We start from the raw sequence: 24,002 nt of genomic DNA on the forward strand, positions 1-24,002 counted from the left end.
CGGCTGATGGGGCATATTGTGTACCCCGGCAAACTACTCCGATGGAAGTCAGTTTCCCGTCGCGGTCCGAAAACCATCTGCCGACCCCCGTCGACTGGGATAGCGTCGAAGGCGTCGGGGGGTCGACACCGATCCGGTGTATTCGAACGCTGGCTACCGGGCCGTAATGGCCGATTGAGTCCTGGAGAAAAACATGCGAAATTTCCCTTCGGAAAACCGGCCGGAGACACTCGACGATCTGCAGCTCGCAGTGGACTCGCTGGCCGCCTTTCCGTCCCGGAACGCGGCGGGCGGTTCGGATGTGACCGAGCGGCTCGCGGCGGTCGCCGAATTGTGCCGGTCGGTCGACGCGGTGCTCGACAGCCTCGTCGTCCAGGCGGCCGCGGAGGCCGCCGAGGAGGGTTGGACCGCGGCCCGGATGGCGGCCGAACACTCCGCGTACTACGCCAGGTTGCGGCGCGCGCTGCTTCCCGCCGGGGCCGGCGCCGGGCTGACGCAGCAGTGAGCGCGATGCACCCGGGCGCGCACGTGCTGGCCTGCCCGACCCGGTGGAGCGATGTCGACGAGAACGGGCACATCAACAACGCCCGGCTGGTCGGCTACATCCAGGAGGGGATTTACGACCTGTTCTGCCACCACGCGACCGCCGTCCGGGAATCGCTGTTCCCGTCCGGATTCATTATCGCGCGGCACGAGATCGATTATCTGGAACAGTTGCACCACCGGCCCGAGCCATTGTCGGTGCGGCTCACCGTGGAACGGCTCGGACGGAGTTCCGCGCACGTCGAGGTGAATGTCTGCCGGGATCCGCTCACCTTTATGCGGGCGCGGACCGTGGTGGTCGCGCGGGACCGCGAATCCGGCCGCTCGCGCACCCTGAGCCCGAACGAGCGGCGCTTTCTCTCGGCGTTTATGCCGGACCCGACGCGTGCCGAGGGCGCCCTGGCCACCGCGACGGCGCCGGCGCAGCGGGTGTCGTCGGGCGCCGCGGGCGGGGCCTCCTCCTCGCGCCGACCGCGCAGACGGTGCCGCGCCTCGGCGGGCTGATCGGCAGCCGCGGGCGGGCGCCGAGCGCCCGATCGGTGCTCGTCCCCCGGGGCGGAGTCCCCGGGCCGGCGGCGTGATCGACAACGGCGTCGATCCCCCGGGCGGATTCCCGGCGCCCGGCCGGGCCCGATGGCATCGGGCCGGTTCCCGAGGCGCCGGGCCGAGTTACGCTGAGCAGCACGGGAACCGGTACGTCCCACGGTGGTCACGGGCTGCGACACCACCTCCCTGGCCCGGGCGCAGAGCGCCGTCGTTCCTGCCGGGTCCCGTCGACCGGAAGGAGGACGCGATGACCATCTCCTGGGAGGACTTCCTCGCCCGCGTCGTGGAGCGGGGCGAGTACCGGGGCGAGGCGGAGGCCGACCACGCCACCCGGGTCGTGCTCGCCCTGCTCGGCGAACACCTGGTGGGGTCCGAGCGGACCGAACTCGCCGCCGCACTGCCCCCGATGTACGCCTCGCTGCTGCGCGACGCGAAGCCCGCGGCGGAGCCGCTGACCGCCGAGCGCTTCGTCGAGGGCGTGGTGGGGTGGATCGACGGGGCGACGTCCGCGACGGCGCAGTGGGACATCGGGGCGGTGCTCAGCACGGTGGCCGATCTCGTCCCCGAGGAGCTGATCGAGCGGGTGATCGAGCAGCTTCCGGAGGGCTACGACCTGCTGTTCGGGCATCCCACACCGGCTTGAACGGTCGTCGCCTCGAGCGGGCGGTGCGCTCGGGCGGTCGTCGCCTCGAGCGGGGCGGTGCGCTCGGGCGGTCCGAGCGGTCGCTCGTCGGGCGGGCACGGGCCGCTCAGCGGCAGAGCGCCGCTGCGCCGATCAGCCCGGCGTCGGTGCCGAGTTCGGCGCGGCGGACGTCGAGACCGCGGATGTACGAGAGGGCGGCGTAGCGGTCGAGGTGGCGGGCGAGCGGGGCGAACAGCACGTCCCCGGCGGTGGCCACGCCGCCACCGATGACGACGCGCTGCAGGTCCACCAGGGCGGCCGTGGCGGCGATGCCGGCGGCCAGGGCCTGGGCGGCGCGGTCGAAGGCGGCGAGCGCCACCGGGTCGCCCGCGGTGGCGGAGGCGGCGACGGCGCGCGCCGTCCGGTCCTCGCCGTCGGGCCGCCAGCCCTCGGCGAGTGCCCGGCGGGCGATCGCGGTGCCGCTGGCGAGGCCCTCCAGGCAGCCGCGGGAGCCGCACGGGCAGGGCTCGCCGTCCAGCTCGACGGTGATGTGCCCGAGGTGCCCGGCGTTGCCGCTGGGGCCCGGCCGCACCGCGCCGTCGAGCACCAGTCCGGCGCCGACGCCGGTGGACACCACGAGGCAGAGCGCGTTGTCGGCACCCCGTGCCGCGCCCTGCCAGTGCTCCGCGGCAGCCATCGCGACGCCGTCCCCGGCGAGCCGGACGGGCAGTGCGCGGGCGGCCACCGCCGGGTGCGCGGCGACCTCGGCGACCAGCGGGAAGCCGCGCCAGCCGGGGATGTTGACCGGGCTGACGGTGCCGTCGACGAGGTCGACCGGTCCGGCGCTGCCGATCCCGAGGGCCGTCACGGCGGCCCACTCGGCGGTGCCGGCGAGCTGGTCCAGCACCTTGTGCACGGCCGCGAGCACGGCCGCGCCGGGCTCCGTCGCCGGGGTGGGCAGCTGGAGCCGGTGCCGCAACCGTCCGTCGCCGTCGACCAGCGCTCCGGCGATCTTGGTGCCGCCGATGTCGACGGCGGCGAACAGCGGGGTGTGCGGCACGGTGGGCTCCAGAAGCGGCACAGCGGGCTCCAGAACAGGTAGGGGGCGGCGCCCCGGCCGGGGAGGGCAGGGCGCCGCACAGCGTAGAGCAGAGCGGTCAGCGGGCGGTGAGCCGCAGGGTGACCAGCTCGAACGGGCGCAGCGCGAGCCGCACCGCGCCGTCCTCCATCGCCACCTCGCCGCGGGTGCCGTCCCAGGGCCGCTCCAGCAGGTCGCAGGGGACGGCGCCGGCCAGCGGGAAGGAGGTGGTGAGCCGGCCCCGGGCGCGCCCGCCGCCCGCCTCGTAGACCCGGACGATCAGGTCCCCGCTCCGGTCGTCGGCGAGCTTGACCGCGCTCACCACGAGCGCGTCGTCGTCCATCGTCACCAGCGGCGCGACCCGCTCGGCGCTGCCGGTGACCCGCCGCTCGGGCAGGCCGATCCGGTAGCCCTCGCGGACGGCGTCGCCGATCGCCGAGCCCGGGACGAGGGCGTGCCGGAAGCGGTGCAGGCCCTGGTCGGTCTTCGGGTCGGGGAAGCGCGGGGCGCGCAGCAGCGAGAACCGGACCGTGGTGGTGGTGCCGCCGTCGGTGTCGCGCACCGTGCGGGTGACGTCGTGGCCGTAGGTGGAGGCGGTGACCAGGGCGACGCCCCAGCCGGGCTCGTCGAGGTGGACGAAGCGGTGGTTGCAGGCCTCGAACTTGGCGGCGTCCCAGCTGGTGTTGGTGTGGGTGGGCCGGTAGAGGTGGCCGAACTGGGTCTCGGCGGCGTAGCGCTCGGTGTGGACGTCCAGCGGGAAGGCGGCCTTGAGGAACTTCTCGGTCTCGTGCCAGTCGACCTCGGTGTCGATGTCGAGGCGCTGCTCGCCGGCCCGCAGGGTGAGCGTCTGCACCACCGTGGAGGAGCCGAAGGAGCGGGCGATCCGCACCGAGGCCCGGTCGGCGCCGCTCTCGGCGGTGAGGGAGTCCACGCCGGTCAGGTCGGTGACGGTGTTGCGGTAGAACTGGTCGACGTCCCAGGCGTCCCACATGTTGGGGAAGTCCGGGTGCAGCTGCAGCAGGTTGGCGCGGCTGCCGGGGGCGACGGTCTCCCGGCCGCTCGCGAGCTCCAGCACCGAGGCGATCAGGCCGTCGGCGTCCACCGCGACCTCCAGCAGCCCGTTGCGCAGCGTGAAGCCGCCCTCGGGCCGCCCGACCGCCTCGCAGCTGCCCCCATCCGACGTGACGGCAGCGGCCCCGCCGGCCGGCACCGCCGAGCGCGGGTGCGGCGCCGCGTTGAACACCAGCTCCCGCCCGCCCGAGGCCTCCCCGGCCAGCGCCTGCTGGGCCGCGCCGATCAGCCCCTCCAGCTCCCCGGCCAGTGCCGCGTACGTGGCCTCGGCCTCGCGGTGTACCCAGGCGATGGAGGAGCCGGGCAGGATGTCGTGGAACTGGTGCAGCAGCACGGTCTTCCAGATCCGGTCCAGCTGCTCGTACGGGTACGCCGCTCCGGTGCGCAACGCGGCCGTGGCGCACCAGAGTTCGGCCTCGCGCAGCAGGTTCTCGCTGCGCCGGTTGCCCTGCTTGGTCCTGGCCTGGCTGGTCAGGGTGGCCCGGTGCAGCTCCAGGTAGAGCTCGCCGACCCAGACCGGCGGGTTCGGGTACTCGGCCTCGGCCTTGGCGAAGAACTCGGCGGGGCTCTCCCAGCGGACGGTGGCCGAGCCCTCCAGGTCCCTCATCCGGGCCGCCTTGGCGACCATCTCGCGGGTCGTGCCGCCGCCGCCGTCGCCCCAGCCGGTCGGGGCGAGCGAGTGCCGGGCCACCCCCTTGTCCTTGAAGTTCCGCGCCGCGTGGGCGATCTCGCTGCCCTTCATGGAGCAGTTGTAGGTGTCCACGGGCGGGAAGTGGGTGAAGATCCGGGTGCCGTCGATGCCCTCCCAGAGGAAGGTGTGGTGCGGGAACCTGTTCACCTGGCTCCACGAGATCTTCTGCGTCAGCAGCCACTTGGAGCCCGCGTTGCGGATGATCTGCGGCAGTCCGCCGGTGAAGCCGAAGGTGTCCGGCAGCCAGGCCTCGTGGTTCTCCACCCCGAACTCGTCCAGGAAGAACCGCTTGCCGTGCACGAACTGCCGGGCCATCGCCTCCGAGCTCGGCATGTTGGTGTCGGACTCGACCCACATGCCGCCCGCCGGGACGAACCGGCCCTCGGCCACCGCCTTCCGGACCCGGGCGTACACCTCGGGGCGGTGCTCCTTGATCCAGGCGAACTGCTGCGCCTGGGACATGGTGTAGCGGAAGTCCGGCTCGTCCTCCAGCAGGGCGGTCATGTTGGCGGTGGTGCGGGCCACCTTGCGGACGGTCTCGCGCAGCGGCCAGAGCCAGGCCGAGTCGATGTGCGCGTGGCCGATCGCGCTGATCCGGTGCGCGGACGGCACGGCGGGCGCGGCCAGCACCCCTTCGAGGTGCGAACGCGCGGCAGCCGCCGTGCCGTTGACGTCCTGCAGGTCCACCGCGTCCAGGGCCCGCTCGATCGCGCGCAGCAGCTCCCAGCGGCGGGCGCTGTCCACCGGCAGCTCGGCCATCAGCTCGCCGAGCACCTCCAGATCGATCACCAGCTGCCAGACCGTCTCGTCGAAGACGGCGAGGTCCATCCGGGCCAGCCGGTACTGCGGGCGGTCGCCGGCCGTCTCCCGGTCGCCCAACTCGGTGGGCAGGAAGGGGTGGTAGTCCAGGATCACCGGATTGGAGGCGGCCTCGACGTGCAGCAGCACCTGCTCGCCGCCGACCGCCGGGGCGGCGATCCGCACCCACTGGTTCTGCGGGTTGAGCCCCTTCACCGGGGTGCCGTCGGGGCGGTAGACCAGGCCCTCGCACTGGAAGCCGGGCATGTTGGCGTCGAAGCCGAGGTCGATCAGCGCCTCGACGGTGCGCCCCGCCCAGGCCTCGGGGACGGTACCGGTCACGGTGATCCAGCTGGTGCCCCAGGGTGCGCCCCAGGCGTCGCCGACCGCGATCGGGGTGCGCGGCGCGGCCAGGCCCTCGGCCACCGGAACGGGCTCGCCCGGCGCCGTCCAGATGGCGACCTCCAGCGGGACGGACTCGGGGTACACGGCCGGGCGGATGCGCTCGTCCAGGACGCGCTTGAGGCGGGACTCCACCAGGGTGCGGTCATCGTGCATGTCAGCGGGCTCCGTTGCGGTGGCTGAGGGACGTATCGGTGGCTGCGGGACGTTTCGACGGCTGAGGGAAGCTTCGGTGGCTGAGGGAAACGGTAGGGGCTACGGAGAACGTACGTCGGAGGGGTGGACCACCTCGGTGATGCCGCGCGCGGCGAGGTGCTCGCGGTCGCCGGCGCGCTCGGCGAGGACGGCGGTCGGGCGGGCGCCCGCCTCGGTGAGGCGCATGAACGCCTCGTACACCGGGCCGCCGGGGCCGCACACCGAGCGCTTCGGGGAGGTCACCTCGTCGCCGGTGGCGACCACCACGGCGGTGCTGCGCGGCTTCGGCGGCTGCCAGCAGCGGCGGGCCTCGGCGGCGGCCTCGGCGAGCCGGGCACCGGCCGGCTTCACCGTTCGGTCGGTGGTCAACAGGCCGAGACTGTACTCGAGTTCGGGGAAGTCGGCGAGCGAGCGGTCCACGTCGTGGGAGCACCACCAGGTGACTCCCCAGAGGTCCGGGCAGTCCAGCACGGCCTCGACGGTGGCGCCGGTGAAGCGGGCCGCGTCCTCGGGGGCGATGTGCGGGGCGGGCGCGCCGACCTCCTGCAGCCAGACCGGGCGGGCCGGGTCGTCCGCCCAGGCCTTGGAGAGCTCGACCAGGTACGCGGCGTGCTGCGCGGTGGCGGTGGAGTGGGCGCCGTAGCGCTGGGCGGTGCCGTTGAACACCCAGGAGTGCACGGCGGTGGCGGCGCCGAGCCGGGCCGAGTGCCAGGGCGTGAACGGGTGCTCGTCCAGGTACCAGGCGGCGTCGTAGGAGGCGTGCAGGTGCAGCCGGCCGGGGGCGCCGGCCTCGCAGGCGTCGAGCATCCGGCGCAGCCAGGCCCCGGCCTCGGCGGGGGTGGCCCGGTCCGGGTCGGGGTGCGGGTCGCCGGAGAACTGGTTGATCTCGTTGCCGAGCGTCATCCCGAGGAAGTTGGGCCGCTCGCGCAGTGCTTCGGCGAGCGTGCGCAGGTAGGCGGCCTGGCCGTCGAGGACCTCGGGGTCGGTGAAGAGGTTGCGCCGGTGCCAGGTCCGGGTCCAGGACGGCAGGAAGTCGAAGCTCGACAGGTGGCCCTGCAGGCCGTCCACCGCGACGTCCAGCCCGCGCTCGCCGGCCGCGTCCACCAGTGCGGTGAGCTGCTCGACGGCGCGCGGGCGGATCAGCGTGCGGTTGGGCTGGAACAGCGGCCAGAGCGGGAAGACCCGGACGTGGTCAAGACCGAGGGCGGCGACGGAGTCGAAGTCGGCGCGCACGGCGTCGAGGTCGAAGTCGAGCCAGTGGTGGAACCAGCCGACGCTGGCGGTGTAGTTGACGCCGAAGCGGGGAGCGGTGGCCAGGGGAGCGATGGTCATCGGAAGGCTTCCTCGACTGGGTTGGGGCGTACGGGCGGTGGCGTTATCCCTTCACGGCTCCCTCCTCGACGCCCTTGAAGAAGAATCGCTGGCAGACGCCGAACACCACGACGATCGGCAGGAAGGCGATCATGGTGCCGGCGGCGATCAGGCGGGGGTTGGCGGAGAAGGTGCCGTTGAGGTACTGCAGCCCGACGGTGAGGGTGTACTTCTGCGGGTCGTTGAGCACGATCAGCGGCCAGAGGAAGTCGTCCCAGGCGCCGATGAAGGTGAAGATGACGATCACACTGATCATGCCGCGCACGTTCGGCAGTCCGACGTGCCACAGCCGCTGCCAGACGTTCGCGCCGTCCACCAGCGCGGCCTGGTCGAGCTCGACCGGGACGGCGGCGAAGGCGGTGCGCATCAGCAGCACGTTGAGCATCGCGATCGAGCCCGGCAGCGCGACGCCGGCCAGGGTGTCGGCCAGGCCGAGGCCGCGCACCAGCACGTACTGGGAGACGATGGTGACCTCGCCGGGCAGCACGAGCGTGGCGAGGAAGAGGCCGAGGACCAGCTTGGCCCCGCGGAAGCGCAGCCGGGCGAGCGCGTAGCCGGCCAGGGTGCAGCCGACCACGTTGCCGGTGATGCAGATCGCGGCGACGATCACCGAGTTGAGCGCGTAGGTCCACACCGGGATGGTGTCGGCGACCTTGCCGTAGTTGCCGAGGGTGGGCCGGTCGGGCAGGAAGGCCGGGGTGCTGGTGTAGACGTCCTCGGCCGGGCCCTTGAGGGAGGTGGACAGCTGCCACAGGAAGGGCCCGATGACCAGGAGCAGGACGAGCAGCAGGAGCAGGTAGCGGGCGGCGGTCCGGGCGGGGGAGGGGGTGTCGAAGCCCCGGGAGCCCTTGCCTGCCCTCGTCGGACGGACGGTGGTCACGGTTCAGGCCGCCTTCCGGTTCAGGCGCATCAGGAACAGCATCGGGCCGAGGGTGACGACGAACAGCAGGAGGCTGAGCGCCGAGGCGTAGCCGAGGTGGCCGTTGAAGCCGCGGCTGTACATCTGGATCAGCATCACCACCGACATGTCCCGCCCGCCGGGGCCGCCCTGGCCGTTGGAGAGCACGTACAGCTCGGAGAAGACGCGCAGCGAACTCACCGAAATCAGCGCGGAGACGAGGATCATCGTGGGCCGCACCCCGGGCAGGGTGACGTGCCAGAACCGGCGCACCGGCCCGGCGCCGTCCACCGCCGCCGCCTCGTGCAGCTCGCGCGGGACGTTGGCGAGGGCGGACAGGTAGATGACCATGTAGTAGCCGAGGCCCTTCCAGACGGTCAGGGCGATCGCACTGAACAGCAGCAGCCAGCGGTCGGTGAGGAAGGAGACCGGGGAGTCGGCCAGTCCGGTCTGCCGGAGCAGGCCGTTGACCAGCCCGCGGTCGTCCAGCACCCAGCCCCAGATGATCGCCACCACGACGGCGGAGGCGATCACCGGGGTGTAGAAGGCGGTGCGGAAGAACGTGATGCCGGGGATCCTGCGCTGGACCAGCAGTGCCAGCAGCAGCGGCAGGACGGTCAGCAGGGGCAGGCAGACCAGCATGAAGACGATGCTGTTGAGCAGGGCGTCGGCGAGCTGCTCGTCGTCCAGCAGGCGGCCGTAGTTCTCCAGCCCGGTGAACTGCCCGCCGCCCAGCGGCTTGGCGTTGGTGAAGGACAGGATCACCGTGTTGACGGCAGGCCAGAGGTTGAAGACCGCGAGCCAGACTATCGCGGGCCCGGCGAGCAGCCAGGGGGTGAACCAGCGCCGGTGGGTCATGCCGTTGCCTTCCTGGGGCCTGGGGGTGGTGCGGGTCATTCCCGGGAGCGGCGGGTGTGGGGAGACCCGCCGCCTTGCCGGTACGGGGTGGGTCGGTGGTGGGCCGCGGTGGTGTCAGGCCTTGTGCTCAGCGCCTGTGAACAGCCGTTGGGCTCAGCCCTTGAGCAGGCCTTGAACAGCCGTTGGGCTCAGCCCTTGAGCAGCTTGTTGCACTGCTCGACGGCCGTGTCCAGCGCCTGCTTGGAGCTCGCGTCGCCGCTGATGGCCAGGGCGATCTGCTGGTTGATGACGGTGCTCATCGCGTCGTCGACCTGGACGGGCTGGATCAGTTTGGCCTTGGCCAGCGAGGAGAAGGCGATCACCTTGGCGTCGCCCGCGTTGGTGCCGTCGCTCTTGCTGAAGAACGGGTCGTCCGCGGAGGCCTTGGTGGACGGGAAGATGCTGGTCAGGTGGGCGAAGGCGGCCTGGTTCTCGGCGTTGGTGACCCAGCGGGCGAGGGCGACCGCGGCGGCCGGGTTCTTGGTGCTCTTCGGGATGGACAGGCCCTGGACGTACAGCGGTGGGGTGGCCAGCGCGGGGGACGGGACGACCGTCGGGGCGAGCGTCGGGTTGTCGACGGCGAGGGTGGTGATGTAGTTGGCGCCGGCGGTGGTCCAGGCGGCGGTACCCGCGTTGAACAGCTTGGAGTTGCCGGCGTAGGTGTTGGTCAGGACGTCCTTGGGGAGCAGGCCGTCCTTGAAGGCGTCGCGGTACTTGTCGAGCAGCCCGGCGGCCTCGGGGGTGTTGAAGGTGAAGGTCCTCCCGTCGTCGGACATGATCTTCACGCCGGCGTTGTAGAGGTCGCCGATGCCCGGCTTGCGGCTCATGAGGTAGGTCCGGCCGCCGGACTTCTCCTTCATCACCCGGGCCTGGGCGATGAGTTCGTCCAGGCTGGTCGGGGGCTTCTTCGGGGCCAGGCCGTTCTTCGTGAGGGCTTCCGAACTCCAGTAGTTCACATCGGTGTTGAGGTACCAGGGGTAACCGAAGGTGCCCTGGTGGCCGGCGAAGCGGTAGGCGTCGACGCCGCCGGCGACGTACTCGTCGGCGAGCTTCGGGTCGGCCTTGGCGACGTCCAGCAGGAGGTCCTTCCTCGCGAGCGGGAGTGCGAAGTCGGGCGGGAGGTTGACCACGTCGGGCAGGGTGCCGGCGGCGGCCTGGCTGAGCACCTTGTCCGAGTAGCCCTCGCCGGGCTGGTCGAGCCACTCGACCTCGACGCCGGGGTACTTCTTCTTGAATCCGTCGATCACGCCCTGCACGTAGTCGGTGAACTTCGGCTTGAGTGCCCAGGTCTGCAGCGAGACCTTGCCCTTGACCTCGCCGGTGGCGGCCGCACTCGCCACGCTGTCGCTGCTCTTGGTGTCGCCGGAGCCGAGTCCGCAGCCGGTGAGTGCGGCGGCGGTGAACGCCGTTGTCGTCAGTGCCGCCCAGATTCTTCGCATGAGGGTCTCCCGGTCCTGGGGTGGGTGGGGGATGGTGCGGAACATCAGAATCTGCCGTACTAAACCGGTCTAGCTCTGGCAGGGACTATGCTCCGGCCTAAACTTGGATGTCAAGAGAGGAGTCGGGTCCCGTGGGCAGACCGACGATCGCCGACATCGCCCGCCAGGCCGGGGTCTCCAAGGGCGCGGTGTCCTTCGCGCTCAACGGCCGCCCGGGTGTGAGCGAGGCGACCAGGGCCCGGATCCTGCGGGTCGCCGAGGAGATGAACTGGCGCCCGCACAGCGCCGCACGCGCCCTCGGCGGAGCCCGGGCCGACGCCGTCGGCCTGGTGATCGCGCGCCCGGCCCGCACCATCGGCGTCGAGCCGTTCTTCAGCCAGCTGCTGTCCGGGCTCCAGGCGGTGCTCTCGGCGAGCTCCGTCGCGCTGCACCTGATGGTGGTCGAGGACACCGCGGCCGAGACGGAGGTCTACCGCCGCTGGGCCTCCGAGCACCGGGTCGACGGCTTCATCGTGGTCGACCTGCAGGTCAAGGACCCGCGACTGCCGGTGCTGGACGAACTCGGCCTGCCCGCCGTCGTGCTGGGCGGGCCCGGCAAGGGCGGCAACCAGCTGCGGATCTGGGCCGACGACCGCGAGGCGATGCTCTCGATCGTCGACTACCTGGCCGCCATCGGGCACCGCCGGATCGCCCACCTGGCCGGGCTGCCGCACTTCCAGCACACCCAGCGGCGGATCCGCGCGCTGCGCGACGCCTCGCGCCGGCTCGGCCTGGAGGAGGCCGTGTCCGTGCCCACCGACTTCAGCGACGCCGAGGGCGCGGCCGCCACCCGCACCCTGCTCTCCCGGGTCAAGCGGCCCACCGCGATCGTGTACGACAGCGACGTGATGGCCGTCGCCGGGCTCGGCGTGGCGGGGGAGATGGGGGTCTCGGTGCCCGGCGAGCTCTCCATCGTCTCCTTCGACGACTCGGTGCTCGCGCGGATCGTCCACCCGCCGCTGACCGCGCTCAGCCGGGACACCTTCGCGCTCGGCGAGCAGGTCGCCCGCAGCCTGCTGGAGGCGCTGGACGACACCGGGCCCGGGCGGGACCTGCAGATGCCCACGCCGCGGCTGACCGTGCGGGAGTCCACCTCGCCGCCGGCGCTGTCTTCACCGGTTGGTGTGGTTGCTGCGCGAGCCGTTGACACCGGTTCTGAACCGGTTTAGCCTCGCTGCGCCGAGGGGGTCCGGTCCTGCGCACCGCCCGTTGTCATGTTCGTTGAATTCCCCTCGATGCGCACCGCCACGCCCGCATGCATCCGGGCCTGCCGTTGCCGGTGGGCCCGCCCCCACCCCTCCGCTCGATCGGAGCCACCGCATGTCACGACGCCTCCCCCTGCTGCTCGGTGCCACACTCGCGACGGCCACGCTGACCACCGCCACCCCCTCGGCCTGGGTCGACCCGAGACCGGTCGCGGCGCCCGCCGCCACGGCGGGCTCCGCACCCGCTGCCACGGCAGGGTCGGGCAGCCAGCCCTTCGCCTCGTACTGGTACCCCAACGGCATCCTCAGCTGGGACCCGGCCACCGACCCGGACGCCCGCTTCAACCGCTCCCGCGTCCCGCTCCAGCCGCGCACCAGCGACCCGGCGCTCAGAGCGAACCCCAACGCCCGTACCGGCGAAGGGAAGATCGCCTCGCTGGTCTCCTTCGGCCCCACCTCCAACAATCCCTCGCAGGGCTCCGCCGACCCCAACTACTACGCCTTCGGCTACTGGCAGTACGTCGACAAGCTGGTGTTCTGGGGCGGATCGGCCGGCGAGGGGCTGATCCTCGCCCCCAATCCGACCGTCATCGACGCCGCCCACCGCAACGGCGTCAAGGTCTACGGCACCGTCTTCTTCCCGCCCGGCGCCTACGGCGGCCAGATCCAGTGGGTGCGCGACTTCGTCCAGAAGTCCGGCACCCGCTACCCCGTCGCCGACAAGCTCGTCCAGGCCGCGCAGTACTACGGCTTCGACGGCTGGTTCATCAACCAGGAGACGGGCGGCGGCGATTCGGCCCTGGCCACCGAGCTGCGCAACCTGATGCAGTACACCAAGGCGCAGCGCGGCACCGAGTTCATGTGGTACGACGCGATGACCACCTCCGGTGCCGTCAACTGGCAGAACGCCCTGACCTCCGCCAACTCACCCTTCCTGCAGGACGGTTCGAAGCGCATATCGGACTCGATGTTCCTGAACTTCAACTGGACGGCGGGCGGACTGAACTCCTCCCGGGCGCTGGCCCGGCAGCTCGGGCGCAGCGAGTACGAGCTCTACTCCGGCATCGACACCGAGGCCAACGGCTATGACACCGGAGTGGACTGGAACACCCTCTTCCCGTCCGGCAAGCCGCACACCACCTCGCTCGGCCTCTACCGTCCGGAGTGGACCTGGAAGTCCGCCACCGACCGCGCCGACTTCTACGCCAAGGACGCCCGCTACTGGGTCGGCGCGAACAACGACCCGTCCCGGACCGACCTTTCGTCGAGCTGGCCCGGGCTGGCCGGCTACGTCGCCGAGTCCTCGCCGGTCACCGCCAAGCCCTTCGTCACCAACTTCGACACCGGGCAGGGCGACTTCTACAACGCGGGCGGCACCCGGGTCGCCACCGGCGGCTGGAACAACCTCTCGTTGCAGGACGTCCCGCCCACCTACCGCTGGGTGGTCGACTCCGCCGGCAGCGGGCTGACCCCGTCCGTCGACTTCACCGACGCCTACCAGGGCGGCTCCTCGCTGCGGCTGACCGGCACCCTGGACGCCGCCAACACCGTCCGGCTGTACCAGACCGAGCTGCCGGTCGCGGCGAGCACCAAGCTGGACCTGGTGGTCAAGACCCCGGTCGCCGGGCCCACCAAGCTCAAGGCCGCCGTCGCCTTCACGGACGCGCCGAACAGCTTCACCACGATCGACGTCGGCGCCGACTCCGGCACCGGGTGGGAGCGCCACACCCTCGATCTCTCCCCGTACGCCGGCCGCACCATCGCCCAGATCGCGCTGCGGGTCGAGGGATCCGACCCCGCCTACGACCTGCGGGTCGGCCAAGTGGCCTTCTACGACGGGTCGGTGGAGACCCCCGCGGCACCGAGCGGCCTCACCGTCCTCGGTGCGAGCGACGTGACGCCGGGCGTCAGCCAGTCGCTGCGGCTGTCCTGGACGGCGGCGCCCGGCGGCAACGTCCACCACTACGAGGTGTACCGGCGCAACGCGGACGGCAGCCGGACCTTCCTCGGTGCGACGCCCAACGACGCGTACTTCGTCGGGCGGCTCGACCGGGCGGGCGGTGAGACCGCGACCGCGCTGGACGTCGAGGCGGTGTCCACGACCTACGGGCGCTCCACCGCCGCTTCCACCACGGTGAGTTGGACCGGAACGCCGTCCACCTCGACCAACCTGGCGCTGAACCGCCCGGCCACCGCCTCCGGACAGTGCAACGCCAACGAGGGACCGGCCAAGGCCGTCAACGGCAGCGTCAGCGGCGGCAACAGCGACAAGTGGTGCACCCTGAGTTCCGCCAAGTGGCTAGAGGTGGACCTCGGTTCGGCGAAGCAGCTGTCCAAGTTCGTGGTCAAGCACGCTTCGGCGGGCGGCGAGAGCTCCTCGTACAACACCCGCGACTTCTCCATCCAGGTCCGGTCGAACTCCACCGACCCCTGGACGACGGTCGTCGGCGTCACCGGCAACACGGCCGGTACGACGACGCATCCGGTGAACACGAGTGCCCGCTACGTCCGCCTGGTGGTCACCAGGCCCACCCAGACCACCGACCCGGCTGCCCGCATCTACGAGTTCGAGGCCTGGGGCGCGTAGCCCCGGCACCTTCCGGAGAGGAATCAGCCCGTGCCGGTCACTATCACCGCCGTCGAGAGCACCGACCTGTTCGTCGGCACCGAGGACGCCCCGCGCCAGGTCCTGCGGGTGACGACCGAGGGCCCGGTCACCCGGATCGCCGTCAGCGGCCCGGGTGTCCGCGGTGAGGCGACCGGCACGGGGCTGGTCGAAGTCCCGCTGGAGATTACCTCCGACGCCCGGCCGGGCGAGCGGATCCCGGTCACCGTGCGGGCCGAGGACGCGCTCTCGGAGGGGGCGTTGGAGGTGGCGGAGCCCGGCTGGACGATGTTCCTGGTCTCGCACTTCCACTACGACCCGGTCTGGTGGAACACCCAGGCCGCCTACACCTCCCCGTGGGAGCTGCTCTCCGCCGACGCCACCACCCGGCCGCTCTGGGAGCGCAACGGCTTCGCGCTCGTCGACGCGCACCTGGACCTCGCCCTGCGGGACCCGGTGTACAAGTTCGTCCTCGCCGAAGTCGACTACCTGAAGCCGTACTTCGACCAGCACCCGGAACGCCGTGAGACCCTGCGGCTGCTGCTGGAGCGCGGGCAGGTCGAACTGGTCGGCGGCACCTACAACGAGCCCAACACCAACCTGACCGGCGCCGAGACGACGATCCGCAACATCGTCCACGGCATCGGCTACCAGCGCGACATCCTCGGTGGAGACCCCCGGACCGCCTGGCAGCTCGATGTGTTCGGGCACGACCCGCAGTTCCCCGGCCACCTCGCCGCGGCCGGCCTCACCGGCAGTGCCTGGGCGCGCGGCCCCTTCCACCAGTGGGGCCCGATCCAGAAGAACTTCCGCGAGGCCAAGGACGACGCCCGGGTGATGCAGTTCCCGAGCGAGTTCGAGTGGATCGCGCCCGGTGGCGAGGGCGTGCTCACCCACTACATGCCGCACCACTACTCGGCCGGCTGGTGGATGGACTCCTCGCCCGACCTCGCCGCCGCCGAGCAGGCCGTCTACGAGCTGTACCGCAAGCTCAAGCCGGTCGGGGCGACGAAGAACCTGCTGCTGCCGGTGGGGACGGACTACACCCCGCCGAACAAGTGGGTCACCCGGATCCACCGATCCTGGGCTTCCCGGTACCTCTGGCCGCGGTTCGTCTGCGCCACCCCGCGCGACTTCCTCGACGCCGTCCGCGCCGAACTCGCCGCCACCGGACGCCGTCCGAGCCCGCAGACCCGCGACATGAACCCGGTGTACACCGGCAAGGACGTCTCGTACATCGACACCAAGCAGGCCCAACGGGCGGGCGAGGTCGCGGCGGTGGATGCCGAGAAGCTCGCCACGCTGGCCGGGGTCTGCGGGCTGGGGCGGTACCCGGACGCGGCGCTGGACAAGGTCTGGCGCCAACTCGCCTACGGCGCACACCACGACGCGATCACCGGCTCAGAGTCCGACCAGGTCTACCTGGACCTGCTCGGCGGCTGGCGCGAGGCGTACGACCTGGCCGCCGCCGTCCGGGACACGGCGCTGGACGCGCTCACCGCCCGGATCTCCACGGCGGGGCCCGGCGCGGCGGTGGTGGTGACCAACACGCTGTCCTTCGACCGGACCGGGATCGTCTCCGTCGAACTGCCCGACGGTGCACGGTCGGTACGGGTGCTGGACGACCGGGGCGAGCCGGTGCCGAGCTGCGTCGACCGGGGAGCGCTGCGGTTCCTCGCCTCGGACGTGCCCGCGCTCGGCTGGCGTACCTGGCGGCTGGTGGAAGGGGCCGCGCAGGAGGCGTGGACGGCCGCCGAGGGAGCGGTGATCGCCAACGGACGGTACCGGGTGACGGCGGACCCAGCGCGCGGCGGCGGCCTTTCCTCCGTCCGGGACCTGCTCCACGAGTGGGAGTTGATCCAGGACGGCCGGATCGGCAACGAGCTGCGCGTGTACGAGGAGTACCCGCAGCACCCCGACTTCGGCGAGGGCCCCTGGCACCTGGTGCCCAGCGGCCCGGTGACCGGCTCGGGGGATTCCGCCGCCTCGCTCCGCCGGGAGACCGGCCCGCTCGGCGAGCGGCTGGTGATCGAGGGAACGGTCGACTCCGTCCGCTACGAGCAGACCGTCACGCTGTGGCACGGCCTCGACCGGGTGGACTGCCGTACCAGGGTGGTCGACTACGCCGGTGCCGACCGGCTGCTGCGGCTGCGCTTCCCGGTGGACGTACCCGGCGGACTGCCGGTCAGCGAGGTCGCGGGCGCGGTGGTCGGACGCGGCTTCGCAATGCCGGACGTGGACTCCGCCGAGGCGCCGTGGACCCTGGACAATCCGGCGAACACCTGGTTCGGGCTCGGCGCCACCGCGCGCGTCGAACTGACGGACCCGGCAGGCACGGTGACCGGCACGCGCGCCCTCGGGGTGGCGGAGGTCGTCGTCCCGACCCTGGACGACGCCGCCGACGCCCGGCCCCTGGTCGTCGCGCTCGCCCGGGTCGGGGTCACCGCCACCACCTCGGCCGCGGACTGGGCGCGGTACGGCCGGCTGGACGTGGACTCCAACCTGCCGGACTTTCGGATCGTGGTCGGCTCGCCCGAAGGCAACGACGCGGCACGGGAGTTGATCGAGCGGGCGGGGGAGGAGTACGCGGCTGCCCTGGAGGCGCACGGCGCGGTGTGGGTGCCGGCTCTGACCCCGCTCGCCGAGGTCTGGCAACCGGACGCCGACCTGCGGGACCTGCGGGCGCTGCCCGCGCTGGTCGTCACCGAGGTCGCGGCGCTGGTCGACGACCTGGCCGACGCCCGGATCACGGCCGTCTGCCCGTCGGCGGTCGCGGACGAACTCGCCGACCACACCGTGGCGTTGCTCACCTTCGGGCTGCCCGGCTTCGCCGTGGACACCACGGGTGCGCTGCACCTGTCGCTGATGCGCTCCTGCACCGGTTGGCCGTCGGGCGTCTGGATCGACCCGCCCCGGCGCACCCTGCCCGACGGTGCGTCCTTCCAACTCCAGCACTGGACCCATGAGTTCGGCTATGCGCTGGTGGGAGGCGACGGCGACTGGCGGGAGCAGGCGCTGCCCGCGCAGGGCCAGGAGTTCAACCACCCGCTGTACGCCCGGATCGTGCCCGCGCAGGAGGGCCCGCTGCCGGCCACCCTGTCCTGGCTGCGGGTCGAGCCGCAGCGCGAGGTGCTGCTGGGCACGCTCAAGCCCGCCGGGAATCCGATCGCCCAGGGCTCGGCGACGGCGAGCGGGCCCGAACTCGCCCTGCGGCTCGTCGAGTCGACCGGACTCGGGCGGACGGCGTCGTTCGGGGGTGCGCTCGGGCTCGGCGAGGTGCGCGAGGCCGATCTGCTGGAACGACCGCTCGGATCCGGCGTCGAGGAGGTGGACCTCCCCGGATCGGCGATCGCCACCCTGCTCGCCGTCCCCGCCGTCACGGCTGCCGAGGGAGGCCCTGTGCTCGGCCCGACCGCCGAACCCGCCCAGCCCGTCCACGCCCGCTACTGGCTGCACAACCGGGGCCCGGCGCCGCTCGGCTACCTGCCGGTGTCCGTCGGCGCCTCGCCGGGACTGCTGCGGACGGCGGGGGAGGCGGTGACGCTCTCCGTCGCCCTCTCCTCACAGCTGCGGGACGCGGCGGTCGAGGGCACGGCGGTCGTGCTGCCGCCCGAGGGCTGGGCGGCGAGCCTCGGCAGCCGCCCGTACCGGCTGGAGGCGGGCGGACACCTGCGCTTCGCGGTCACCCTCACCCCGCCGGCCGGCGCCGAGCCCGGGCTGTACTTCGCGGCCGTCCGGATCGAGCACGACGGTCAGCAGGTCGAGGACGTGGTCACGATCGCCGTGGGCGACCTCCCGGACCTGCTGCCCGTGGCCGGGGACGCCCCCGAGGACTGGACTGCCGCCCAGGGCACCAAGGCGGCCTCGGGTCGGGACACCGGCCTGGACATCGAGGTCCCGGACCGGACCCTGCGGGTCGCCCCCGGCGGCCGCGCCACCCTCGGCGTCACGCTCAGCAACCGCACGCGCGGCGAGATCCGGGGCGAGCTGCAGCTGGTCTCGCCGTGGGGCACCTGGGAGGCGATCGCCGACCCCGTGCACGGCTTCACCGTCCCGGCCGGACGCTCGGTGACCGTCCACTTCGACCTCGCCGCCCCCGAAGCCGCCGTCCCCGGCTCGTACTGGGCGCTGGCCAAGGTGATGTGGTTCGGCCGCTGCCAGTACGCCCCGACCGTCGCCCTGGTGGTGGAGGCATGACCCTCGGCCTGCTCGACGGACGCCCCCTCCCGCGGACGGCACTCGACCGGCGCCTCGCCGCCCTGCGGACCGGCCCGCGCGCCATTGCCCTTCCGCAGCCAGGCAGTTCGGAAGACCGGCAGCTGACCCGATGGGTCGCGCAGGTGCTGCTGACCGAGGCGCTCTGCGCGGCGGTGGCGGCCGAGCGCGGCCTGTCCGTCGCCGCCGCCGGCCCGGCCCGTCTCGACCAGCAGGCCGCCGTGGAACTCGGCTCCATCACGGCAGCCGCCTACGAGGGCAGCGCAGCCGTCCGGGCCGTCTACGAGGCGGTCACCGCCGGCATCGAGCCTGCGGCCGAGGACCTCGTCCACTACCGCACCATGACCGCCCGGAAGCCCACCACTCTTTGGCAACTCGCCCTATCCGACGGCGAATTGGAGGCCGATCCCGGCACCCTCCCGGCCGCCCTGGTCGAAGCCCTCCGCGCGGCCCCCGTCGGCGAGTGGGTCACCGCGGGCCCGTGGACAGCGGCCCTGCTCGCCACCCGGACGACCCCGCAAGCCCCCGACCCCACCCCCGCCCTCCGCGACGCCGCCCGCCGAGCCGCCTTCGTCCGCTGGCTCGACCACGAGCGCGCCCGACGCCTCACCCTGGTCGAAGGGCTGGAACACCCGGGAGACCCCGCCCAGCCCGACAACCACCACCGCCACTGAGTCCCTCCACCGCGGGCCCGTACCTTTGGGGACCTGACTTCGAGGAAGGGAACGCACGTGCGGTACAAGGTGACGGTGAATGTCGCGGCCTCGCCGGAGCGGGTGTGGGAGGTGCTCGCCGACGTCGAGGGCTGGCCGCGCTGGACGGTGGCGAAGCCGAGCGTCCGGCTGCTGTCCGAGGGCCCGCTGGTAGTGGGAAGCGAGGTGGAGGTCCGGCAGTTCAAGCTGGGCACCGAGGTGTGGGAGGTCACCGAGCTGGAGGCCGGGCGCAGCTTCGAGTGGCGGAGCCGGAACCCGGCCTTCACCACGATCGGTACGTACCGGATCGAGCCGCTCGCTGCGGACCGGTCCCGGGTGGTGCTCGGCGTGCAGCAGAAGGGGTTCATGGCACCGCTGATGGCACTGCCGTACGGCAGGCTGACCCGCCGGTGCGTCGACCTCGAGGCGACCGGGCTGAAGCGGTACTGCGAGGCCCCGGTCCGCTGAGCGGCAATGCCGTTGCTTCAGGCGGTCGCCGCGGTCGCCGCGGTCGGTGCGGTCGCCGTGCTGCAGGCGGACTTCGGCTTCTTCGAGCCGTGCCGGCGGCCGACCAACGACGTAAACGACGCAACGTCATCGCTGGTCGCCTGTTTGTTGTCGAGGACCTATCGCCTGGTCCTCGACAACATGATGCGACAGGAGGTGGCATGGCCTACGTCCTGCCCTTGCGCGCATCAGGGGGGCCGCGAACGTGGACCGTGGTGGACTGCGCCTACAGGACGGTCGAGCCGGTGGAGGCGCAGCCGACCGCCCCCGCTACGTCCTACTTCTCCTCCGGCTCCCATGCGCGGAGCAGGTCGAGCAGCCCTGCGTCCCCGTCCACGCGCAAGGACTCGGCCTGGATGCGGTCGTACAAGTAGAGGACCAACTCACTGGCCGTGCCATGGACGGAGGCGCCGGCTGCCTCCGACTCCTCGCCGGTCGCGGCGGTGGGCGCCGGGATGCGGGCGGAGCGTGCGCCGTCGCCGTCGACCGTGAGGCGCCAGGAGAGGCCCTCGGCGGAGTGGAAGTCGAAGGCCGTGGGCTTGTGCGGCCAGGCACTCGGCGTTCCGCAGACGGTGAACAGGAACTCCTCCACGCCGTCGAGTGCCACCTCGACCGGCAGCGGCTGCGCAGCGCCCCCGGCGAGCTGGGCGTCGTACGTGTGCACCGCGGTCTCCTGGGCCCGGTGCCGGGCGACACCGCCGGAGGTTTGCGGTGACTGCGACGCGGGCCACCACGTCCAGCAACCGCTCTCCGGGCCTGCCTCGCGCAGGGCGCCCAGCAGGAGCTGCGTCGACGCGGCCAGCCAGGCCAGCAGGGCCTCACGCTCCTGCGGCACCTCCAGAGCGGCACGCGCGGCGGTGGCCTCGGCCGGGGGAGCGTCGGCAGGCCCCGCGCCGACGATGGCGGCCCAGAAACGGTCTCCCCCACCCAGGTGCTTCACCAGATCGAACAGCGTCCACCCGGGGCAGGTCGGCACCTGTGCGTCGAGACTGGGCGCGGCGGCGACCGCGGCGCGGAAGGCGGTCGACCGTTCATCGATCAGTCGCAGCAGGTCGGGAAGCTCAAGATTCTTTTCCACGCCGGATGTCTATCACCGTGCTCCGGTGATCGGACAGCGATTTTCACAGTCGCCGCCGGTTGGCCATTGCGGACGTCCTCGCCTCCCGTCGCCCGCCTGAAGCAACGGCATTGCCGCCGAGCGGTGCGGCGCCCGAGCCCCGCACCGCCCGGCAGGTCATGACCAGCCGGGTCCCCGGCCGTACCGGGGCCGTGGGGCGGTCGACCCCGGTCGGAGCCTCGACGGGGTGCTCAGGTCGTGTAGTCCGCGTTGATCTTCACGTAGCCCTCCGTCAGGTCGCAGCCGTAGACCGTGAACGCGCCGTCGGCGATGCCCAGGTCGACGCGGATGACGACCTCGTCGCCGCCCAGGTAGTGGCCGGCTTCCTCGAGGAGTGCGTCGTTCGGCTCGTCGGGGTACATGGTGAGGTCGCCGAACCGGATGCGGACGGCGGCGGGGTCGATGTCGGTGTCGTCCTGGAGCTTGCCGATGGCCATGGCGACGCGGCCCCAGTTGGGGTCGCAGCCGTGGACGGCGGTCTTGACCAGCGGGGAGTTGACCACGGCCTTGCCGACGCGTTTGGCCTGGGCCGCGTCGCGGGCACCGGTCACCCGGACCTCGATCAGCTTCGACGCGCCTTCGCCGTCCGAGGCGATGTCGCGTACGAGGTGCAGCGCGCACTCGTGGAGGGCCTGCTCGAAGGCGGCGAGGTCGACCGGGCCGGCGAGACCGTTGGCGAAGATCGCGGCGGTGTCGCTGGTGGAGGTGTCGGTGTCGATGCTCAGCGCGTTGAAGGTCCGGTCCATCACGCGGCGGAACAGGGCGTCGAGTTCGGGGGCGGGAACGTCCGCGTCGGTGAAGAAGAACGTCAGCAGTGTCGCCATGTCGGGTTCGATCATGCCGACGCCCTTGGCGATGCCGACGAGCACGGCGTCGCCGCAGTGCACCCGGACGTGCTTGGGGCGGGTGTCGGTCGTCATGATCGCCCTGGCCGCCGCCGGGTAGTCGGCCTCCGGGAACGGCCAGGTGAGGGTGTCCAGGCCGGCGCGGATGCCCTCCATCGGGTACGGGCGCCCGATCACGCCCGTGGAAGCGATGACGAGTTCCTCCGGGGAGATGCCGGCGATCCCGGCGACCCGGCGGCGTACTTCGGCGGCGTTCTCCGCCCCGACGCGCCCGGTGGCGACGTTGGCGTTGCGGGACAGCACGACCATCCCGCGGCTGTGGTGGAGCCCGGCCGCCTCGCGGCTGAGCGTGACGCTCGGGCCGGCGAACCGCGAGCGGGTGAAGACCGCCGCCGATCGGCACGGGACCTCGGAGATCACCGCCGCGAAGTCGTCCTCGACGTCCTTGAGGCCCAGGTTCGCCGTGACGGCGCGGAAGCCGCGCGGTGCCGCAGGTTGCATGGTCGATCGGTCCTCTCTTGGCAAGAGTGAATAGACTTGCGTTGTATTGAATACATCATCTGCTGATGCGTGGTCAATGCGGGGTCCGAGTTCGCGGTTCTCTGCATGAATATGCAGTCAATGAGGGTTGGCGCGTGCTGCTACGTGACCAGCCGGAACCCCGGGCGCTCCACCCAGGCGCGCAGGAACTCCGCGACGACGGCGTCGGCTTCGCCGCGGCCGCGGAGCCCACCGCGACCGGCCGCGACGCGCCCTCGCCGGATGAGAGCGACGACGGCTACGGGCTCCCCGGCCTGCGGCCCCGGCTGGAGCGGATGCTGGGGACGCTGGCCGTCGAGAGCGCACCGGGCGCGGGCACCGCCAATGGCGGCGGCCTGCCGTTCGACGGCGAACGGTAGGCCGCCGTCACCGCGTCGGGAACGGCGTTCCGGTAGGGAGGGGACTCGCAGGGTGGTCGGGGGTAGGCGGTGGGGGTGGTGCCGGCGCGGGCGGTGAGGTGGCGGGGGAGGTTGGTCCCGGTGGGGGTCGGTCGTCGCGGGTAGTCAGGGGGAGGTGGCTGGCGAGCGGAAGGCGCGGCGGTAGTCGGTAGGGGTGACGCCGACGCGGGCGGTGAAGTGGCGGCGGAGGTTGGTGGCGCTGCCGAGGCCGCTGCGCTCGCCGATCTGTTCCACGGGCAGATCGGTGGCTTCGAGGAGGGACTGGGCGCGGGCGAGGCGCTGGTTGAGGAGCCACTGGAGTGGGGTGGTGCCGGTGGCGGCTTGGAGGCGGCGGAAGAACGTGCGCGGACTCATCCTGGCTCGGCGTGCCAACTCGTCCGTGGTGATGGGGTGTTCGAGGTTCTCGGTGGCCCAGGAGAGGACCGGGGCGAGGCTGTCGTCGTCGGCCACGGGCACGGCGAGGTCGACGAACTGGGCCTGTCCGCCCGGGCGGTGGGCGGGCACCACCAGCTTGCGTGCCAGCTGGTTGGCCACGTGGGCACCGAGGTCGCGTCGGACGAGGTGCAGGCAGAGGTCGAGCCCGGCGGCGACGCCGGCGCTGGTCAGTACGTCTCCGTCGTCGACGTAGAGCACGCCGTCGTCCACGGTGACGTTCGGGTACTTGCGGGCCAGGTCCGCGGTGTGCGACCAGTGCGCGGTGGCCCGGCGGCCGTCCAGCAGGCCGGCGGCGGCGAGCGCGAAGGCGCCGGTGCAGAGGGACACCATCCGGGCCCCGGCCCGGGCGGCGCGCCGGAGTTCGGCCACCAATGCGGGCGGCACCTCGCGTTCGCCGGTCACGCAGGCGTCCGGGACGGAGGTGACGATCACGGTGTCGGCCCCGGCGAGCGCGTCCCAGCCGTATTCGGCGCGCAGGGAGAAGCCGAAGCCGCCGGGAGCCCGGGGAGGCGCCGGGGCGTCCGGGGTCTCGACACACAGGCGCAGTTCGTACCAGGGGTCGGCGAGTTCGGGCTGCGGGATGCCGAAAACCGCGCAGGCCATGCCGAGTTCGTACATGTCCCAGAGCGGGAGCTCGGTGTGGTCGATGACGGCGACGGCCACCGTGCCGGGACCGGCGGGGGAGACAGTTCCGGGACCGGTGGCGGGAACGGACATGGCGGAGCTCCTCCTGGCAGGAATAGTTCGGCAAAGGGCAATCCTGCCACTGTCGGGGGCCTTCGGGCGCTGCGAACGTAGGTGATGTCGATCAAGGGCCGGCCCGGGGAGCGCTCCGGACCGGTGAAGCCGTACT

At 72.3% G+C, this 24,002-nt stretch carries 18 protein-coding genes; 9 read left to right on the top strand and 9 right to left on the bottom strand.

Annotated elements, in window-relative coordinates; translation table 11 throughout:
- Positions 1–193 precede the first annotated feature (193 nt).
- From ACZ3TI_RS13155 to ACZ3TI_RS13165, 3 genes are all read left to right on the top strand, one after another.
- Complete coding sequence (locus ACZ3TI_RS13155) at positions 194–505, top strand: hypothetical protein (protein WP_465726289.1); 312 nt, start codon at positions 194–196, stop codon at positions 503–505.
- Between the two features lie 5 nt (positions 506–510).
- Entirely contained in the window at positions 511–1,047 is a 537-nt protein-coding gene (locus ACZ3TI_RS13160; RefSeq protein ID WP_465726349.1) for an acyl-CoA thioesterase, read from the top strand.
- Between the two features lie 289 nt (positions 1,048–1,336).
- Positions 1,337–1,732 (top strand): DUF2267 domain-containing protein, encoded by a 396-nt coding sequence (locus ACZ3TI_RS13165; protein WP_465726290.1) that lies wholly within the window; start codon positions 1,337–1,339, stop codon positions 1,730–1,732.
- A gap of 106 nt (positions 1,733–1,838) precedes the next feature.
- Here ACZ3TI_RS13165 and ACZ3TI_RS13170 read toward each other — a convergent pair whose 3' ends face one another.
- From ACZ3TI_RS13170 to ACZ3TI_RS13195, 6 genes are all read right to left on the bottom strand, one after another.
- Positions 1,839–2,792 (bottom strand): ROK family protein, encoded by a 954-nt coding sequence (locus tag ACZ3TI_RS13170; RefSeq protein WP_465726291.1) that lies wholly within the window; start codon positions 2,790–2,792, stop codon positions 1,839–1,841.
- A 76-nt stretch (positions 2,793–2,868) separates the two neighbouring features.
- Positions 2,869–5,907: an alpha-mannosidase gene (locus tag ACZ3TI_RS13175; protein WP_465726292.1), complete on the bottom strand. Its 3,039-nt coding sequence runs from the start codon at positions 5,905–5,907 to the stop codon at positions 2,869–2,871.
- A gap of 99 nt (positions 5,908–6,006) precedes the next feature.
- Positions 6,007–7,278 carry a glycoside hydrolase 5 family protein gene (locus tag ACZ3TI_RS13180; protein ID WP_465726293.1) on the bottom strand — a complete coding sequence of 424 codons (1,272 nt, stop codon included), beginning with the start codon at positions 7,276–7,278 and terminating at the stop codon, positions 6,007–6,009.
- A 43-nt stretch (positions 7,279–7,321) separates the two neighbouring features.
- Complete coding sequence (locus tag ACZ3TI_RS13185) at positions 7,322–8,197, bottom strand: carbohydrate ABC transporter permease (RefSeq protein WP_465726294.1); 876 nt, start codon at positions 8,195–8,197, stop codon at positions 7,322–7,324.
- 3 nt (positions 8,198–8,200) lie between these two features.
- The gene (locus ACZ3TI_RS13190) at positions 8,201–9,112 is read right to left on the bottom strand and encodes a carbohydrate ABC transporter permease (protein ID WP_465726295.1); all 912 of its coding nucleotides are present in this window, start codon (positions 9,110–9,112) and stop codon (positions 8,201–8,203) included.
- Between the two features lie 149 nt (positions 9,113–9,261).
- A complete protein-coding gene (locus tag ACZ3TI_RS13195) occupies positions 9,262–10,551 on the bottom strand; it encodes an ABC transporter substrate-binding protein (RefSeq protein WP_465726296.1) in 1,290 nt (429 codons plus the stop codon).
- Between the two features lie 131 nt (positions 10,552–10,682).
- Here ACZ3TI_RS13195 and ACZ3TI_RS13200 point away from each other — a divergent pair, with 131 nt between their 5' ends.
- The 5 genes from ACZ3TI_RS13200 to ACZ3TI_RS13220 all read left to right on the top strand — a co-directional run bounded on the left by ACZ3TI_RS13200 (position 10,683) and on the right by ACZ3TI_RS13220 (position 19,775).
- Complete coding sequence (locus tag ACZ3TI_RS13200; RefSeq protein ID WP_465726297.1) at positions 10,683–11,759, top strand: LacI family DNA-binding transcriptional regulator; 1,077 nt, start codon at positions 10,683–10,685, stop codon at positions 11,757–11,759.
- Positions 11,760–11,910: 151 nt separating this feature from the next.
- Complete coding sequence (locus ACZ3TI_RS13205; RefSeq protein ID WP_465726298.1) at positions 11,911–14,382, top strand: endo-beta-N-acetylglucosaminidase; 2,472 nt, start codon at positions 11,911–11,913, stop codon at positions 14,380–14,382.
- Positions 14,383–14,412: 30 nt separating this feature from the next.
- Positions 14,413–18,597 carry a glycoside hydrolase family 38 N-terminal domain-containing protein gene (locus ACZ3TI_RS13210; protein ID WP_465726299.1) on the top strand — a complete coding sequence of 1,395 codons (4,185 nt, stop codon included), beginning with the start codon at positions 14,413–14,415 and terminating at the stop codon, positions 18,595–18,597.
- Positions 18,594–19,289, top strand: coding sequence for a DUF7158 domain-containing protein (locus ACZ3TI_RS13215; RefSeq protein ID WP_465726300.1), 696 nt, complete (start codon positions 18,594–18,596; stop codon positions 19,287–19,289). Before ACZ3TI_RS13210 ends, ACZ3TI_RS13215 begins: the two co-directional genes overlap by 4 nt.
- Positions 19,290–19,346: 57 nt before the next feature.
- On the top strand, positions 19,347–19,775 hold the full coding sequence (locus ACZ3TI_RS13220) for an SRPBCC family protein (protein WP_465726301.1): 429 nt from the start codon (positions 19,347–19,349) through the stop codon (positions 19,773–19,775).
- Positions 19,776–20,091: 316 nt separating this feature from the next.
- Here ACZ3TI_RS13220 and ACZ3TI_RS13225 read toward each other — a convergent pair whose 3' ends face one another.
- Positions 20,092–20,892 carry a maleylpyruvate isomerase family mycothiol-dependent enzyme gene (locus tag ACZ3TI_RS13225; protein WP_465726302.1) on the bottom strand — a complete coding sequence of 267 codons (801 nt, stop codon included), beginning with the start codon at positions 20,890–20,892 and terminating at the stop codon, positions 20,092–20,094.
- Between the two features lie 230 nt (positions 20,893–21,122).
- Positions 21,123–22,277, bottom strand: a complete 1,155-nt coding sequence (gene argJ / locus ACZ3TI_RS13230) for a bifunctional glutamate N-acetyltransferase/amino-acid acetyltransferase ArgJ (RefSeq protein WP_465726303.1) — start codon at positions 22,275–22,277, stop codon at positions 21,123–21,125.
- A 134-nt stretch (positions 22,278–22,411) separates the two neighbouring features.
- Here argJ and ACZ3TI_RS13235 point away from each other — a divergent pair, with 134 nt between their 5' ends.
- Positions 22,412–22,675: an ATP-binding protein gene (locus ACZ3TI_RS13235; RefSeq protein ID WP_465726304.1), complete on the top strand. Its 264-nt coding sequence runs from the start codon at positions 22,412–22,414 to the stop codon at positions 22,673–22,675.
- 144 nt (positions 22,676–22,819) lie between these two features.
- Here ACZ3TI_RS13235 and ACZ3TI_RS13240 read toward each other — a convergent pair whose 3' ends face one another.
- On the bottom strand, positions 22,820–23,812 hold the full coding sequence (locus tag ACZ3TI_RS13240) for a GlxA family transcriptional regulator (protein ID WP_465726350.1): 993 nt from the start codon (positions 23,810–23,812) through the stop codon (positions 22,820–22,822).
- Positions 23,813–24,002 lie beyond the last annotated feature (190 nt).

This window comes from Kitasatospora sp. NPDC023120, from assembly GCF_055560835.1.

Bases quoted from the DNA above. Each gene is read 5' to 3' on its own strand.
- ACZ3TI_RS13155 (WP_465726289.1), top strand. From the start codon at position 194: ATGCGAAATTTCCCTTCGGAAAACCGGCCGGAGACACTCGACGATCTG.
- ACZ3TI_RS13160 (WP_465726349.1), top strand. From the start codon at position 511: ATGCACCCGGGCGCGCACGTGCTGGCCTGCCCGACCCGGTGGAGCGAT.
- ACZ3TI_RS13165 (WP_465726290.1), top strand. From the start codon at position 1,337: ATGACCATCTCCTGGGAGGACTTCCTCGCCCGCGTCGTGGAGCGGGGC.
- ACZ3TI_RS13175 (WP_465726292.1), bottom strand. From the start codon at position 5,907: ATGCACGATGACCGCACCCTGGTGGAGTCCCGCCTCAAGCGCGTCCTG.
- ACZ3TI_RS13180 (WP_465726293.1), bottom strand. From the start codon at position 7,278: ATGACCATCGCTCCCCTGGCCACCGCTCCCCGCTTCGGCGTCAACTAC.
- ACZ3TI_RS13190 (WP_465726295.1), bottom strand. From the start codon at position 9,112: ATGACCCGCACCACCCCCAGGCCCCAGGAAGGCAACGGCATGACCCAC.
- ACZ3TI_RS13195 (WP_465726296.1), bottom strand. From the start codon at position 10,551: ATGCGAAGAATCTGGGCGGCACTGACGACAACGGCGTTCACCGCCGCC.
- ACZ3TI_RS13205 (WP_465726298.1), top strand. From the start codon at position 11,911: ATGTCACGACGCCTCCCCCTGCTGCTCGGTGCCACACTCGCGACGGCC.
- ACZ3TI_RS13215 (WP_465726300.1), top strand. From the start codon at position 18,594: ATGACCCTCGGCCTGCTCGACGGACGCCCCCTCCCGCGGACGGCACTC.
- argJ (WP_465726303.1), bottom strand. From the start codon at position 22,277: ATGCAACCTGCGGCACCGCGCGGCTTCCGCGCCGTCACGGCGAACCTG.